Here is a 15,886-nt window from a genome sequence, read left to right as displayed (position 1 = left end):
CCCGGGCTAGCCGCCCAAAAAGCTTTTGGCGACATCCGGGTCGGCCAGCAGGGCCGCCCCGGTATCCGTAAAGCGGTTCTGGCCTGCCGCCAGGACAAAGCCCTTGTCGGCAATGGCCAGGGCCTGCTTAGCGTTCTGCTCGACCATCAAGATGCCCACGCCTGCGGCGTTGATCTTCTTCACGCGGTCAAAGATCTCATTCATGTAGAGCGGTGATAGGCCCGCCGTGGGTTCGTCCAGGAGTAGCAGGCTAGGTTCTGCCATGAGGGCTCGCCCCATGGCGACCATCTGGCGCTGGCCGCCTGAAAGCTCACCGGCAGGCTGGTGACGTTTCTCCACCAGCGGGGGGAAAAATTCGTAGACCTGTTCCAGCATGCGCTTAACGTTCTGGGGCTTCAGGTAGGCGCCCATCTCCAGGTTCTCTTTTACCGAGAGGCTGGGGAAGACGTTTTTCTCCTGGGGCACAAAGCCCATACCGCGCTCTACCAGCTGGTTGGGCGGTAAGTTGTGAATCGGCTGGCCCTTAAGCAGGATCTCGCCCTGGTTAACGTTCAGAAGCCCAAACACTGCTTTGAGCATAGTGGACTTGCCCGCGCCGTTAGGGCCGACGATGACGCCGACCTCATCGGCATACAGGGTCATATTGACCCCGTTCAGGATATTCATGCTGCCATAGCCGCCGTGCACATCGCGTGCTTCAAGCAGTGGCTGGGGTGATGCTTGTGTGGATGACATAAACGCGTCTCAGCAAGCGTCGCGCTGGGATCTCCAGTCGCGATCATGTTGTTGTAGCCGTTAGTGGTGGCTAATTGTTATAGCGATGGTGAGTAGGTTGCAGTGGCTTAGGCGGCATCAGAGCCGAAGTAGGCTTCAATGACCTCTGGGTTACTCTGTATGTCTTCGATATGACCTTCAACCATCACGCTGCCCTGAGCCAATACAATGACAGGGTCGCAGAGCCGTGAAATCATATCCATATCGTGCTCAATGACCAGGAAGGTGTAGCCCATTTCGCGGTTGAGCCGCTCAATATTGCCCATCAAATCGCCCAGCAGGGTGCGGTTCACCCCGGCGGCAATTTCATCCAGCAGTACGACCTTGGCATCGGTCATCATCGTACGGCCCAGTTCCAGCAGCTTTTTTTGGCCGCCGGAGAGGTTGCCCGCCAGCTCGTTGCGCACGTGGTGTAGCCCGACAAAGTCGATCACCTCTAGCGCGCGGCGGCGCACCTCGGCCTCCTGTTCGCGCACCAGCGATGGCTTGAACCAGGTGTTGAACAGACTTTCGCCGGCCTGCTGAGGGGGCACCATCATCAAGTTTTCCAGCGCGCTCATCTGGCTGAACTCGTGGGCGATCTGGAAGGTGCGCAGCAGCCCTTTATGAAAGCGCTGGTCGGCGCTCAGAGAGGTAATGTCTTCGCCATCCAGCAGAATGTGGCCGCTGTCGGGCATCAGCGCGCCGGCGATCAGGTTGAACAGCGTCGACTTGCCGGCCCCATTGGGGCCGATCATGCCGGTAATCGACCCCTTCTCCACTCGGATAGAGCAGTCGTTGATGACGTGTAGCCCACCGAACGCTTTATTAACGTGTTGTACTTCGATAAGCGGTTGCATGGTGTCCTCGTAAGGCAGGCGGCCTCTCAGCCGCCTGCAGTATGGATATTATGATGACGTTTTAGGTTGGCGCAGTCGCTGGCCAATCGCAAAAGCAGCGACGATGATCAGTGCGCCCAGCGTGGGGATGAGGTACCCCTCAACCTGAGGAATCGTACGCAGAAATACGAATGACACCGCTGCTGGGCCGACAAAACGCACCAGAAAGCGCCAGATCTTAAACCAAGTAGCGTTAGTGCCAAGCTCTTTTATAACCTCGCTTTGGGTCAGTGCCCAACCGGCAAACAATGCAATCATCAGGCCGCCCAGAGGCATAAAGATATTGGTCAAAAGCTCAATAAACTCAAAGGCGCTACGGCCAAACAAGCTATGGAAAATCGTCCCTTCCGCCCATACGTTGAAGCTCAAAACGGTCAGCAGGCCCATAGCCCAAGCGGCAACGACCATAATGGTGACGGCCTGGGGGCGAGTCATATCAAAGCGTTCCACCAGAAAGGCAGCAACTGGCTCAATGAGCGAGATCGACGAGCTGATCGCCGCACCCAGCACCAGGATGAAGAACACGCCGCCCACCAGAGCCCCAAACGGCATTTCGGCAAAGGCCAGCGGCAGCGTCACAAACATTAGCCCAGGGCCTTGGCCGGTCTCCAGCCCCGCGCCAAATACTAGCGAGAAGATCGCTAGGCCTGCCACCATGGCCACCGCCGTATCTACAAACGCCACGGCAATGGCGGTGCGCGTCAGCGATGCTTCGCTGGACATATAGGCACCGTAAGCCATGATCGCGCCCATTCCCAGGCTTAATGTAAAGAAGGATTGGCCCATGGCCTGCAGCCAACCTTCTAGGCTCAAGTCGCTGATATTAAACGTAAACAGGAAGCTGGCGGCGGCACCCACGTCACCGTTGATGATGCCGTAAATTAGCACCACGATCAGAATAACAAACAGCGCAGGCATCATAATGCGCAGGCCGGACTCAATCCCTTTATGAATCCCCATGCCTACAATCAGCGCGGAAGCCGCGATAAACAGCGTGTGGTACAGGGTCATCAGCCCCGGAGAGGCGAGCAGGGCATTAAAGCCGTCGCTGATGGTTTGCGCATCCGCGCCGACGAGCGAGCCAGTGAGCATCAACCAGGTGTAGTGCAGCGCCCAGCCAGCAATTACTGAGTAAAAACTGAGGATTAAGAAAGCAGAGGCCGCGCCCAGCCAGCCAATCGACTCCCACGCCCGCGACGTTTTATGGGTTTTGATTAAGTGGCGCATCCCCATAATGGGGCTTCGGCGGCTGGTGCGCCCCAGCATGGTTTCGGCAATTAAAATGGGAATGCCCACGGCAAAGATGGTTAGCGCATAAATTAGGATAAACGCGCCGCCGCCGTTTTCACCGGTAAGGTAGGGGAAGCGCCAGAGGTTGCCTAACCCAACGGCAGAACCAACCGCTGCCAGCAAAAAGGTACCTTTGTGCGTCCAAACGTTATGACCGCTCATGTGAAGGAGTGTCCATGTAGGGGTGCAAGGATGGGGGTAGGTATCCAAACACTTGTATGAATTGTAGCGTGTCAGCGACCCGAGGCCGTGCTGAGGTTAGCGCTACTTTGCGATAGAACGCCCGTGCTTTCCAGCGTGTTAGCGTTTAGGTTGCGTTAATGGGCACGCTTGGCGTGGACCCGCAGATAGCGGTCCATTCACCTAATGGCGAAAAAGTGATGCCGCGTTGCGACCTTACATAAAAAAGCCCGCACAGTGGCGGGCTTCAGACGAACAGCGGTTAGCTTACTTTTTGCTAGCGCGCTTACGCTCGTTCTCGGTCAGGTGCTTCTTGCGCAGGCGGATGTGGCTGGGCGTGACTTCTACCAGCTCATCGGAGTCCAGGAACTCGATGGCTTGCTCAAGGGTAAACTTGATCGGCGGCGTTAGAACGATGTTCTCATCGTTACCGGTAGAGCGCATGTTATCGAGCTTTTTACCCTTGGTCGGGTTCACCACCATGTCGTTGGCACGGTTGTTAATACCGATCAGCATGCCCTCGTACACTTCTGTCGCGTGGTCGATGATGAGCTTGCCGCGCTCCTGAAGGGCGTACAGTGCGTAAGCCAGCGCTTTACCGCCTACCATAGACACCAGCACGCCGTTACGACGCTCGATAGACGCATCGGGCTTCAGCGGGCCGTAATGGTCAAAACGGCTGGTCAGGATGCCGGTGCCGGAAGTTAGCGTCAGGAACTGGCCACGGAAACCGATCAAGCCACGCGCCGGGATAATGAAGTCCAAACGAACGCGGCCTTTACCATCCGGGTTCATGTTGGTCATCTCACCTTTACGGTAGCCAAGCTCTTCCATGATGGAGCCCTGGTGCTGCTCTTCACAGTCGATGATGACTTCTTCGTAGGGCTCTTGCTTAACGCCGTCGATCTCTTTGATGATAACTTCCGGACGGCCAACGGCCAGTTCGAAGCCTTCACGACGCATGGTTTCGATCAGTACCGACAGGTGCAGTTCGCCACGGCCAGAGACTTTAAACTTCTCGGGCGTTTCGCCTTGCTCGACGCGCAGAGCGACGTTGTGAATCAGTTCCTGATCCAGACGATCTTTGATGTTACGGCTGGTGACGAACTTGCCATCTTTACCCGCGAACGGCGAGTCGTTGACCTGGAAGGTCATAGAAACGGTCGGCTCATCAACGGACAGCGGCGGCAGCGCTTCAACGGCGCTCGGGTCGCACAGGGTGTCGGAGATCGATAGATCTTCGATGCCCGTGATACAAACGATATCGCCAGCCGTGGCTTCGTTGGTTTGAACTCGCTCAAGGCCCATGTGGGTCATGACCTGACCGATTTTGCCTTTCCGAGTCGTACCATCAACACTGATGACTGAAATCTGCTGGTTAGGCTTCACAGAGCCGCGCTTAATGCGGCCAAGACCGATAACGCCGACGTAGCTGTTGTAGTCCAGGGCAGAAATCTGCATCTGGAAGGGGCCATCTACTTCAACTTTCGGCGGCTCAACGATGTCCACAATCGCTTGGAACATCGGGTCCATGTTGTCGGCCAGCGCTTCCGGATCCATACCAGCAATACCGTTCAGCGCCGAGCAGTAAATAATCGGGAAGTCGAGCTGTTCGTCAGTGGCACCCAGGTTGTCGAACAGATCAAAAATCTGGTCGATAACCCAATCAGGGCGTGCGCCGGGGCGGTCGATTTTGTTCACTACCACGATCGGCTTCAGGCCCTGGGAGAAGGCTTTCTGGGTCACGAAGCGGGTTTGCGGCATCGGGCCGTCTACGGCGTCAACCAGCAGCAGAACCGAGTCCACCATGGACATAACACGCTCAACTTCGCCCCCGAAGTCGGCGTGCCCAGGGGTGTCCACGATGTTGATGTGGTAGCCCGTACCATTACCATCCTGCCACTGAATAGCGGTGTTTTTGGCCAGGATGGTAATACCACGCTCCTTCTCCTGGTCATTAGAGTCCATGATACGCTCTTGGCCTTCGGCCTTACGGTCGAGCGTGCCGGACTGGCTTAACAGTTTGTCTACCAAGGTAGTTTTACCGTGGTCAACGTGGGCGATGATGGCAATGTTGCGAAGATTCTCGATCACGACGCGATCCTGCTGGAAAAATAGGGCGGCATTATAGGGTCTGGGGGTGGTCCACTACCAGCGCTGTCTTAAATAAAGCAGCAAGTCAATAACCTAAACGCGGCAGTTTTCGCTGTTGTGGCGCTTCCGTTAAGATAGACGTTTTCCCAGTTGGGGCAAGCACATGACCATCGGTAACCTGATGCGTTTGTTAAGCGATGGCGAGGTTCATTCCGGTGAACAATTAGGCGAAGCGCTGGGCGTTTCCCGAGCCGCCGTGTGGAAACAGCTAAAAAAATTAGAGGCGCTGGGCGTAGAGCTGGTCGCTGTGAAAGGGCGTGGCTACCGGTTGGCTCACCCGTTAGAGCCGCTGGATGGCGCCAAAATCGTCGAGCGGCTGCCCGCCGATGCCCGCCACCTGCTGGCGCGGCTGTTCGTGGAAGATCAGCTTCCCTCAAGCAACGAATACCTGCGCGAGCGCTTCTCTCAAGGGGCAGGGCATGGCGAAGTGTGCTTTGTCGAGCTACAAACCGCCGGACGTGGCCGCCGTGGCCGGGTGTGGTCGACGCCCTGGGGGCAGAGCTTGATGGTGTCAACGGGCTGGCGCTTCGAGTCAGGCATCAATGCTCTGGAGGGGTTAAGCCTGGCGGTGGGCGTGGTGGTCTCTCAGGTGCTTGAGCAGTATGGCGTATCGCCCAAGCTAAAGTGGCCTAACGATGTACTGCTGGCCGAGAAAGGTGATGAGTTAGGTAAGTTGGCCGGTATTTTGATTGAAGTGACCGGTGATGCGGCAGGCCCTTGTGAAGTAGTGATTGGCATGGGCATGAACCTGTCGCTACCGGATAGCTTGCGGGCCACCATTGACCAGCCGGTGGCGGCGCTGTTTGATGCCAAGGCAGGTATTTCCCGCAACCAGTTGGCTGCCGATATGGTATCGGGGCTGTTGGGCATGCTGGCGGGCTTTGAAAACAGTGGCTTTGCGCCTTGGCTTGATGCGTGGAATCAGCGCCATGCTTATGCAGGCCTACCCATCCGAGTGATTCAAGGTGAGCGCTCAAGCGATGCTGTGGCGGGAGATGTGGATGAGAGTGGTAACCTGTGGGTTACTGAAAACGGTCACTCGCGACGCCTATCGGGCGGTGAGATCAGCGTACGTAGGCGCTTATGATTTTGGATTTGGATATCGGCAACACGCTGTCGAAATGGCGGCTTAAAGATGCCGAGAGCAGTGAGATCCGCTCGCGAGGTGCTGTGTGGACACGGGAAGAGTGGCGCCCGGGGGCGGATATTCCCGACCTGGATGTCGTCGAAGCCGTACGGATATCCAGTGTGGCCAGGGCTGCTGTGCTGGATGAGACTGTGACGTTGCTACGCCGTCAGGTGCGTCACGTTTATGTGGCGCGCTCAACGCCAGAAGCGCTCGGCGTGGTCAATGGTTATGAAGAGCCGGGCCGGTTGGGCGTTGACCGCTGGATGGGAGCGCTGGCGGGCTACCAGCTGGCGGGTGGTTGTTGCGCGGTGGATTGCGGTAGCGCCATTACCATTGACTTCGTACTACCTGGCGGTGTGCACCTGGGTGGTTTCATTATTCCCGGCCTGCGGCTCATGAAAGAGAGTCTGAAGCTAGGAACGCGCAACGTCGCCATCGACCCGGAAAGCGAAGCCGATGCATTGCTAGAGCCAGGGCGGCGCACGGTGGATGCGGTTAATCACGGTATCTATATGGCGGCCGTCAGTGCGATTAACCGCATTTACAGTGAAGTGTGTGACCAGCAGGGGGTGGCACTACCGGTACTGCTCACCGGTGGTGATGCCAGAGTCGTTTCCCGCGGTGTGCAGGTGCCCCATGCGGTATGGCCCGATATGGTATATGGCGGGCTTGAGGCCAGTTTTCCGCTCACCTTTGCCGAACGGGCGGGCAAGATGTCAGGTGCTCCTCGGGTTCCAGAACCGGTATCATTAGAAAAAATTCGCGCAGGCCTTGCATTCTCCATGCTGCTTTGACAGAATGCAGCGCGTTCCAGAGCGGAAGCTGCGCTTAAGAAAGCGTTGCATCCAGCAAGCTTTGATAAATAAAGAGTTTGCAGGCTTGACACCGTTTTGGAGGCTGGCATAATGTGCCGCCACAGCTGGAGAGGTTCCCGAGTGGCCAAAGGGAGCAGACTGTAAATCTGCCGCGAAAGCTTCGAAGGTTCGAATCCTTCCCTCTCCACCAGATTTATCAGGCGCTGATTTAATCAGAGTTTGGGAATGAAAAGCCGGTAAGCGGGCATTAGCTACTGTTTCTCGTGCAACGGATTGTCATTCTGTAGGCAAGTTCGGCGGGCGTAGTTCAATGGTAGAACCTCAGCCTTCCAAGCTGATGGTGCGGGTTCGATTCCCGCCGCCCGCTCCAGTTTGATGTGTTTTGGCTCATGTAGCTCAGGGGTAGAGCACACCCTTGGTAAGGGTGAGGTCGACGGTTCAATTCCGTCCATGAGCTCCATGTTGCGAAAAAAGCGAGCGAAGCTCGCTTTTTTTGTCTTTGCCCTTCGGTAGTTCGGGGGAGGGTAAAAGTAAGGGTTGTCAGGTGGAGGTTTCTCCGCTATTATGGCGCCCGCTGTTGCGTAGGCTTTTGCTTGCGTGCATGACGATACAGGCCAGTAGCTCAATTGGCAGAGCAGCGGTCTCCAAAACCGCAGGTTGGGGGTTCGATTCCCTCCTGGCCTGCCAACCTTCCCCAGGTTGGTATGTCTTTTCTAGAATTCCTTTGTCGCTCGCTGCACCCTTAGGAGTCTCGTTTTTATGAAGCCTAGTTCCGTAAAACATGGCGCAGAGGTGCAACAGACGCGCCATGACGGGCTCAAGTGGGCGGCGGTTGTGGCGCTGCTTGTCGTTGCAGTCGTTGGTAATACCTATTTCGCCGATATTGGCCTGCTCTACCGCGTCTTGGGTGTGGTGGTGTTGTGTGCGCTTGCTGGTTTGATCGCCTTAACAACCACCAAAGGTCGCGATTTAGTTGAGCTTGCCATAAGCGCCAAGAAAGAGATTCAGCGCGTTGTATGGCCGACCCGTCCTGAAACCATTCAGACAACCGCCATTGTGCTGGTAGCTGTGTTGGTGGTGGGTCTGATGCTGTGGTTGATCGATACTCTTCTTGGCTGGGCGATGTCCGGCGTCATTGGTTAGGAGCATTCATGTCCAAACGTTGGTACGTCGTCCACGCTTATTCCGGCTTTGAAAAGCATGTCATGCGCTCGCTTATCGAGCGTGTGAAGATGTATGGCATGGAAGATCGCTTTGGCGAGATCCTGGTGCCGACGGAAGAAGTGGTTGAAATGCGCGACGGTAAGCGCCGTAAGAGTGAGCGCAAATTCTATCCCGGCTACGTTCTTGTCGAGATGGAAATGGTAGACGAAACCTGGCACCTGGTGAATGAAACGCCACGCGTCATGGGATTTATCGGTGGTACCAAAGAGAAACCCGCCGCGATTACTACCCGCGAAGCCGAAGCAATTCTGCGTCGTGTGAAAGATGGTACCGACAAGCCGCGGCCCAAAACTATGTTTGAGCCGGGTCAGTCTGTCCGCGTTATTGATGGTCCGTTTGCTGATTTCAACGGTGTCGTTGAAGAAGTGAACTACGACAAGAGCCGCCTGCAGGTCAGCGTACTGATCTTTGGGCGTGCGACGCCTGTTGAGCTTGAATTCTCTCAGGTAGAAAAAGAGTAAGTTCATAATATTGCAGGGTGGTGCGCAGTGCGTGCCACTCTGGATTCATGTAAAGCAGCCCAGCGCTGCTTTACGCGTACCGGGGAGCCGTCAGGCGCTATCACCCAACTGGAGTATTTACCATGGCCAAGAAAGTACAGGCTTACATCAAACTGCAGGTTGCTGCAGGTAAAGCCAACCCGAGTCCGCCCGTAGGCCCCGCGCTGGGTCAGCACGGTGTGAACATCATGGAATTCTGTAAGGCGTTTAACGCTGCCACTCAAGAAATTGAGCCAGGTCTGCCGACGCCTGTCGTGATCACTGTCTACTCTGACCGTAGCTTCACGTTCGTCACCAAGACACCGCCGGCTGCCGTTCTGCTGAAAAAAGCAGCGGGCATCAAGTCTGGTTCTGGTGAGCCGAACAAGAAGAAAGTTGGTACCGTGACTCGCGAGCAGCTCGAAGAGATCGCTAAGACCAAAGAGCCGGATATGACGGCTGCTGATCTCGACGCCGCGGTGCGCACCATCGCTGGCAGCGCTCGTAGCATGGGCTTAAACGTGGAGGGTCTCTGATCATGGCTAAACTGTCTAAGCGCGCGAAAGTTATTCGCGAGAAAGTAGACCCGAGCAAAGCATACTCTTTGGAAGAAGCCGTTGCGCTGCTTTCTGAGCTGTCTACTGTTAAGTTCAATGAGTCTCTTGACGTTGCGATCAACCTTGGCGTTGACCCTCGTAAATCTGACCAGGTTGTACGTGGCGCCACCGTTATGCCTAACGGTACTGGCAAAGACGTACGCGTAGCGGTCTTCACCCAAGGTGCTAACGCCGATGCTGCTAAAGAAGCAGGCGCTGACATCGTGGGTATGGACGAGCTGGCTGAGCAGGTCAAGAAAGGCGTGATGGACTTCGACGTGGTTATCGCCTCTCCGGATGCGATGCGCGTTGTAGGTCAGCTGGGCCAGATTCTTGGTCCGCGCGGCCTGATGCCGAACCCGAAAGTTGGCACCGTAACGCCTGACGTGGCGACTGCGGTCAAGAACGCCAAAGCGGGTCAGGTACGTTTCCGTACCGACAAAAACGGCATTATCCACACCACGCTGGGTAAAGTTAATTTTGAAGCGACCGCTGTTCAGGGCAACCTGGAAGCGCTGGTTGCCGACCTGAAGAAGCTCAAGCCGAGCTCCTCTAAAGGTATCTACTTTAAGAAGATTACCCTGTCCTCTACCATGGGCCCGGGTTTGACTATCGACCACTCTGCGCTGGTATAAGCGAGTTGTCGGCAGGTTTTTAGTAAGAACCGAGCAAGAACTTTGCGGTCCCTCGTTTGGTGTTATGCCAAGCGAGGCGCCGTCAAAGACCGCAGGTGCCGCCTTGTCTTTTGAAGATTGGGCGGCTTAATCGCCCTAGAGCGCCTGCGCAGATGGTGTGGCCGCCAGTTGGTTAACGCTTTTCGCAAGCCGCTTTCTGGTGAGCACCATCCCCTAAGGCTTCCAGGGTTAGCAGTCATAACCTGGAAGAGATGGTAACCACCGGAGCCTTTTATGGGTTCCGGCACGAAGGAGTGATCACTGTGCCACTAGCACTTGAAGGCAAGAAAGCGATTGTTGCCGAGGTCAGTGAAGCGGCCAAGGGCGCACTCTCCGTCGTAGTTGCCGATTCTCGCGGCGTCACGGTTGGTAAAATGACCGATCTGCGTAAGCAGGCGCGTGAGAACGGTGTAGAGCTTCGTGTTGTTCGTAACACGCTGGCTCGCCGCGCACTCGAAGGCACTCAGTGGGAGTGTCTGAACGAGAGCTTTGTTGGTCCTACTCTGTTGGCTTTCTCTACTGAACACCCGGGCGCTGCTGCTCGTCTGTTCAAAGAGTTCGCTAAAGACGAGAAGAACTTCGAAGTTAAGGCGTTGGCCTACGAAGGTGAGCTGATTCCGGCTGCTGACATCGATCGTCTGGCAACCCTGCCGACTTACGACGAGGCAATTGCCAAGTTGATGTCGGTAATGAAAGAAGCCTCCGCTGGCAAGCTGGTTCGTACTCTGGCCGCCCTGCGCGACCAGAAGCAAGAAGCAGAAGCTGCCTAAGCAGCGTTTCTTGCAGGCGGCGTGAACGATGTGATCGATACGCTGCCTGAACCGAGCAATGAACCCCGAGCTCTCGGCCGACCGAGACTCCCGCAAAGTTAGGAATGAAACAATGGCACTGACCAAAGACGATATCATCAATGCTGTAGCCGACATGTCCGTAATGGAAGTTGTCGAGCTGATCGAAGCGATGGAAGAGAAATTCGGCGTTTCTGCAGCGGCAGCCGTTATGGCTGGCCCGGCTGCTGGCGGCGAAGCAGCTGCTGAAGAGCAGACTGAATTTGACCTGGTACTGGCTTCTGCTGGTGACAAGAAAGTTAACGTCATCAAAGCTGTTCGTGAAATCACCGGTCTTGGCCTGAAAGAAGCCAAAGGTGCCGTTGACGGCGCGCCGGCGACCATCAAAGAAGCGATGTCTAAAGACGACGCTGAAGCAGCTAAGAAGAAGCTGGAAGAAGCGGGCGCAACCGTCGAGCTCAAGTAATCCTTGTGCTGATGGCTTTACGCGCTGCGTAAGCTTCCACGGCTGGCGGCGGGCTATCCCGCTGCCGGCCTTTTTCTGTTGTAGTATGCTGCAAGGCAACAGCAGAAGCGCTGCGGTAAAAAGCAGCAAAACAGTAAGACCGTTGTTGTGAAGCGTACGTTGTTGTAACGCGTAAGTTGTGAAGCGCGAGTGATGCTAGCAAGCGACAGCAAAGCGCGAACAGCACTACTGTAACACTGTTATCTATCAAGATTTTTGACGGCGAGCTACCGATTTAGGAGCTTGCTGTCTGCGTCTGAAACGCCCGCGGGGCAGATGACCACGCATCGGTCACCCATGGTGAACAAGCTGGGGAATACAGATGGCTTACTCATATACTGAGAAAAAACGCATCCGCAAGGATTTCGGCAAACTGCCCCAAGTGATGGATGTGCCTTACTTGCTGGCCATCCAGCTTGATTCCTACTACGACTTTCTCCAGCAGGATCGTTCGCCCGACGAGCGCCACGAGGTTGGCTTGCACGCGGCGTTCAAGTCCGTGTTCCCGATCGAGAGCTTCTCCGGCAATGCGGCCCTGGAATACGTCAGCTACCGCTTCGGTACGCCAGCGTTCGATGTCAAAGAGTGTCAGCTGCGTGGCGTGACCTATTCCGCTCCGCTGCGCGTCAAGGTTCGCTTGATCATCTATGATCGCGACTCTTCGAACAAGGCAATCAAGGACATCAAAGAGCAGGAAGTCTACATGGGGGAAATCCCCCTGATGACCGAGAACGGTACCTTTGTCATTAACGGTACTGAGCGGGTTATCGTTTCCCAGCTCCACCGCTCGCCCGGTGTGTTCTTTGATCACGACAAAGGTAAGAGCCACTCCTCTGGTAAGTTGCTCTACTCTGCTCGCGTGATTCCTTACCGTGGCTCTTGGCTGGACTTCGAGTTCGACCCGAAAGACAACGTCTTTGTACGTATTGACCGTCGCCGCAAACTGCCGGCCTCGGTACTGATGCGTGCGCTGGGTATGAGCACCGAAGAGATCCTGGCTGAGTTCTTCGAAACCAGCAAATTCCACATTGAGAAGACCGGCTTTTCTGTGGAGCTGGTACCGTCACGCCTGCGCGGTGAAACCGCGACCTTCGACATCAAGGATGGCGAAGGCGACGTGATTGTGGAAGAGGGCCGCCGGATTACCCAGAAGCACATTCGTCAGCTGGAAAAAACTGGCCTTGAGCGTCTGGAAGTGCCGATGGAGTACCTGTTCGGCAAAACGCTGGCCAAAGATCAGATCGATACCAAAACCGGTGAGCTGATCTGCCCGTGTAATACGGAAATCACTCCGGAAGTCCTTGAGCGTATGGCTCAGGGCGGTATCACGCATATCGAAACCCTCTATACCAACGACCTCGACTGCGGTTCGTTCATTTCCGATACCCTGAAACTGGATACCACCGGTTCTCAGCTGGAAGCGTTGGTAGAGATTTACCGCATGATGCGCCCAGGCGAGCCGCCTACCAAAGAGGCTGCCGAGACGCTGTTCCATAACCTGTTCTTCACCGAAGACCGCTACGACCTGTCGGGCGTTGGTCGGATGAAGTTCAATCGTCGCCTGCGTCGTGAAAGCGACACCGGCTCCGGCGTGCTGGATCGCAAGGACATCCTCGATGTGCTGCGCGAGCTGATCAATATTCGTAACGGCTTCGGCGACGTGGACGATATCGATCACCTGGGTAACCGCCGTATTCGCTGCGTTGGCGAAATGGCCGAGAACCAGTTCCGTGTAGGCCTGGTGCGCGTTGAGCGCGCGGTGAAAGAGCGTCTTTCCATGGCGGAAAGCGAAGGTCTGATGCCGCAAGACCTGATCAACGCCAAGCCCGTAGCGGCGGCGGTGAAAGAGTTCTTCGGTTCTAGCCAGCTTTCTCAGTTTATGGACCAGAACAACCCGCTGTCTGAGGTGACTCACAAGCGTCGTGTGTCTGCACTCGGCCCGGGTGGTCTGACCCGTGAGCGTGCAGGCTTCGAAGTACGTGACGTTCACGCCACGCACTACGGCCGCCTGTGCCCGATCGAAACGCCGGAAGGCCCGAACATCGGTCTGATCAACTCGCTGGCAACGTACAGTCATACCAATAGCTACGGCTTCTTGGAAACACCGTACCGCAAAGTGAATGCCTGTCAGGTCACTGACGATATCGTGCACCTGTCAGCGATTGAGGAAGGTGACTTCGTTATCGCCCAGGCGTCTGCGGCGGTAGACGAGTCCGGCAAGCTGATTGATGACCTGGTACAGGTACGCCACCGCGGTGAGACCACCTTTATGCGTCCTGAGCAAGTGACGCTGATGGATGTATCTCCGCGTCAGGTCGTATCGGTCGCGGCGGCACTGATCCCGTTCCTTGAGCACGATGATGCTAACCGCGCCTTGATGGGGGCGAACATGCAGCGTCAGGCCGTTCCGACCCTGCGTGCTGATAAGCCGCTGGTAGGTACCGGCATGGAGCGTTTCGTTGCCCGTGACTCCGGCGTCTGTGCCGTGGCGCGTCGTGGCGGCGTAATCGACTCCGTCGATGCGCGTCGTGTCGTGGTTCGGGTGAACGAAGATGAAATCATCGGCGGTGAAGCTGGCGTTGATATCTACAACCTGACCAAGTACACCCGTTCTAACCAGAACACCTGTATGAACCAGCGCCCCATCGTGCGTCCTGGCGACAGCGTTGCACGTGGTGACATTCTGGCCGATGGCCCGTCTGTCGACATGGGCGACCTGGCGCTTGGCCAGAACATGCGCATCGCGTTCATGCCCTGGAACGGTTACAACTTCGAGGACTCCATCCTGCTGTCAGAGCGGGTTGTTCAAGAAGACCGTTTCACCACAATTCACATCCAGGAACTGACCTGCGTGTCTCGCGACACCAAGTTAGGGCCGGAAGAGATTACCTCTGATATTCCCAACGTCGGTGAATCCGCACTGGGTAAACTGGACGAAGCGGGCGTTGTGTACATCGGCGCTGAAGTTGGCCCCGGTGACATTCTGGTCGGTAAGGTAACACCGAAAGGTGAAACCCAGCTGACGCCAGAAGAGAAGCTGCTGCGTGCCATCTTCGGTGAGAAAGCGTCTGACGTTAAAGATACTTCCCTGCGTGCCCCTACCGGCATGAAAGGTACGGTTATCGACGTTCAGGTGTTTACTCGTGACGGCGTTGAGAAAGACTCCCGTGCGCTCTCCATCGAGCAGATGCAGCTGGACGAAGTGCGCAAGGATCTTCAGGAAACCTACCGTATTGCCGAAGACGCAACCTTTGAGCGTCTGAAGCGTACGCTGGATGGCCAAGCGGTTAATGGCGGCCCGAACCTGAAGAAAGGCGACGTGCTGGACGAGAATTACCTCGACGAGCTGCCGCGTCAGCAGTGGTTCAAACTGCGCATGCAGGATGAAGCCTACAACGAACTGCTGGCCCAGGCTGATGAGCAGCTCGAGAACCGCCGTAAAGAGATGGACGAGCGTTTCGAAGATAAGAAGCGCAAGCTGACCCAGGGCGACGACCTCGCACCGGGCGTGCTGAAAATCGTCAAAGTCTATATGGCGGTCAAGCGTCGCATTCAGCCCGGTGACAAGATGGCCGGTCGTCACGGTAACAAAGGTGTTATCTCCGCGATCATGCCCATCGAAGACATGCCGTTCGACGAGAAGGGCGAGCCGGTGGACGTGGTGCTGAACCCGCTGGGCGTACCGTCGCGTATGAACGTCGGTCAGATCCTGGAAACCCACCTGGGTATGGCGGCACGTGGTCTCGGGGTCAAGATTGACGCCATGCTGCGTGATGCTCGTGGCCAGCAGGTTGCTGAAATTCGCGACTTCCTGGGTCAGGTGTATAACACGCCGGGTACCCGCGTTGAGGATATCGACTCGCTGACCGATGACGAAGTCATCGCGCTGGCGAAGAACCTCAAAGGCGGTGTGCCGATGGCCACGCCGGTGTTTGACGGTGCCAAAGAGCACGAGATCAAGCATCTGCTGAAGCTGGCGGACATTCCGGAGTCGGGCCAAATGGCGCTGTACGATGGCCGTACTGGCGACGCGTTTGACCGTCCGGTCACCGTTGGCTACATGTACATGCTGAAGCTTAACCACTTGGTAGACGACAAGATGCATGCGCGTTCTACCGGTTCTTACTCGCTTGTTACGCAGCAGCCGCTGGGTGGTAAGGCGCAGTTCGGTGGTCAGCGCTTCGGTGAGATGGAAGTGTGGGCGTTGGAAGCATACGGCGCCGCGTACACGCTACAAGAGATGCTCACCGTCAAGTCGGACGACGTCGAAGGCCGCACCAAGATGTATAAAAACATCGTGGATGGCGACCACACCATGCAGGCAGGCATGCCGGAATCCTTCAACGTACTTGTGAAGGAAATCCGCTCGCTGGGCATCGATATCGAGTTAGAGAGCTAGG

At 56.2% G+C, this 15,886-nt stretch carries 13 protein-coding genes and 4 tRNA genes; 13 read left to right on the top strand and 4 right to left on the bottom strand.

Annotated elements, in window-relative coordinates; translation table 11 throughout:
• Positions 1–6: 6 nt before the first annotated feature.
• The 4 genes from ACIGG6_RS06710 to typA form a co-directional block, all read right to left on the bottom strand.
• Positions 7–735: an ABC transporter ATP-binding protein gene (locus ACIGG6_RS06710; protein ID WP_399843351.1), complete on the bottom strand. Its 729-nt coding sequence runs from the start codon at positions 733–735 to the stop codon at positions 7–9.
• Between the two features lie 107 nt (positions 736–842).
• Positions 843–1,613 (bottom strand): ABC transporter ATP-binding protein, encoded by a 771-nt coding sequence (locus ACIGG6_RS06705; RefSeq protein ID WP_399843348.1) that lies wholly within the window; start codon positions 1,611–1,613, stop codon positions 843–845.
• Between the two features lie 48 nt (positions 1,614–1,661).
• On the bottom strand, positions 1,662–3,104 hold the full coding sequence (locus ACIGG6_RS06700) for a sodium-dependent transporter (protein ID WP_399843346.1): 1,443 nt from the start codon (positions 3,102–3,104) through the stop codon (positions 1,662–1,664).
• 285 nt (positions 3,105–3,389) lie between these two features.
• Positions 3,390–5,216 carry a translational GTPase TypA gene (typA, locus tag ACIGG6_RS06695; protein ID WP_399843344.1) on the bottom strand — a complete coding sequence of 609 codons (1,827 nt, stop codon included), beginning with the start codon at positions 5,214–5,216 and terminating at the stop codon, positions 3,390–3,392.
• A 163-nt stretch (positions 5,217–5,379) separates the two neighbouring features.
• Here typA and ACIGG6_RS06690 point away from each other — a divergent pair, with 163 nt between their 5' ends.
• From ACIGG6_RS06690 to rpoB, 13 genes are all read left to right on the top strand, one after another.
• Positions 5,380–6,363, top strand: coding sequence for a biotin--[acetyl-CoA-carboxylase] ligase (locus tag ACIGG6_RS06690; RefSeq protein ID WP_253502945.1), 984 nt, complete (start codon positions 5,380–5,382; stop codon positions 6,361–6,363).
• Complete coding sequence (locus ACIGG6_RS06685; protein ID WP_054644986.1) at positions 6,360–7,199, top strand: type III pantothenate kinase; 840 nt, start codon at positions 6,360–6,362, stop codon at positions 7,197–7,199. Before ACIGG6_RS06690 ends, ACIGG6_RS06685 begins: the two co-directional genes overlap by 4 nt.
• A 127-nt stretch (positions 7,200–7,326) precedes the next feature.
• Positions 7,327–7,410 (top strand) — tRNA-Tyr (locus tag ACIGG6_RS06680).
• A gap of 106 nt (positions 7,411–7,516) precedes the next feature.
• Positions 7,517–7,590, top strand: a tRNA-Gly gene (locus ACIGG6_RS06675).
• A 15-nt stretch (positions 7,591–7,605) separates the two neighbouring features.
• Positions 7,606–7,680, top strand: a tRNA-Thr gene (locus ACIGG6_RS06670).
• Between the two features lie 151 nt (positions 7,681–7,831).
• Positions 7,832–7,907, top strand: a tRNA-Trp gene (locus ACIGG6_RS06665).
• A 72-nt stretch (positions 7,908–7,979) separates the two neighbouring features.
• Complete coding sequence (gene secE, locus ACIGG6_RS06660) at positions 7,980–8,363, top strand: preprotein translocase subunit SecE (protein WP_188640082.1); 384 nt, start codon at positions 7,980–7,982, stop codon at positions 8,361–8,363.
• A gap of 8 nt (positions 8,364–8,371) precedes the next feature.
• Positions 8,372–8,905 carry a transcription termination/antitermination protein NusG gene (gene nusG / locus ACIGG6_RS06655; protein WP_159340656.1) on the top strand — a complete coding sequence of 178 codons (534 nt, stop codon included), beginning with the start codon at positions 8,372–8,374 and terminating at the stop codon, positions 8,903–8,905.
• A gap of 122 nt (positions 8,906–9,027) precedes the next feature.
• Entirely contained in the window at positions 9,028–9,459 is a 432-nt protein-coding gene (gene rplK / locus ACIGG6_RS06650; protein ID WP_139527863.1) for a 50S ribosomal protein L11, read from the top strand.
• Between the two features lie 2 nt (positions 9,460–9,461).
• Positions 9,462–10,154 (top strand): 50S ribosomal protein L1, encoded by a 693-nt coding sequence (rplA, locus tag ACIGG6_RS06645; protein WP_253502942.1) that lies wholly within the window; start codon positions 9,462–9,464, stop codon positions 10,152–10,154.
• Positions 10,155–10,456: 302 nt separating this feature from the next.
• Positions 10,457–10,963: a 50S ribosomal protein L10 gene (gene rplJ, locus ACIGG6_RS06640; protein ID WP_062373728.1), complete on the top strand. Its 507-nt coding sequence runs from the start codon at positions 10,457–10,459 to the stop codon at positions 10,961–10,963.
• A 112-nt stretch (positions 10,964–11,075) separates the two neighbouring features.
• Positions 11,076–11,447, top strand: coding sequence for a 50S ribosomal protein L7/L12 (gene rplL / locus ACIGG6_RS06635; protein WP_253502939.1), 372 nt, complete (start codon positions 11,076–11,078; stop codon positions 11,445–11,447).
• A gap of 361 nt (positions 11,448–11,808) precedes the next feature.
• Positions 11,809–15,885: a DNA-directed RNA polymerase subunit beta gene (rpoB, locus tag ACIGG6_RS06630; protein WP_399843338.1), complete on the top strand. Its 4,077-nt coding sequence runs from the start codon at positions 11,809–11,811 to the stop codon at positions 15,883–15,885.
• Position 15,886: the final 1 nt, after the last annotated feature.

It is taken from the genome of Vreelandella lionensis, from assembly GCF_044543515.1.
Classification (GTDB): domain Bacteria; phylum Pseudomonadota; class Gammaproteobacteria; order Pseudomonadales; family Halomonadaceae; genus Vreelandella; species Vreelandella lionensis.
This window is presented reverse-complemented; position numbering and strand designations above follow the sequence as displayed.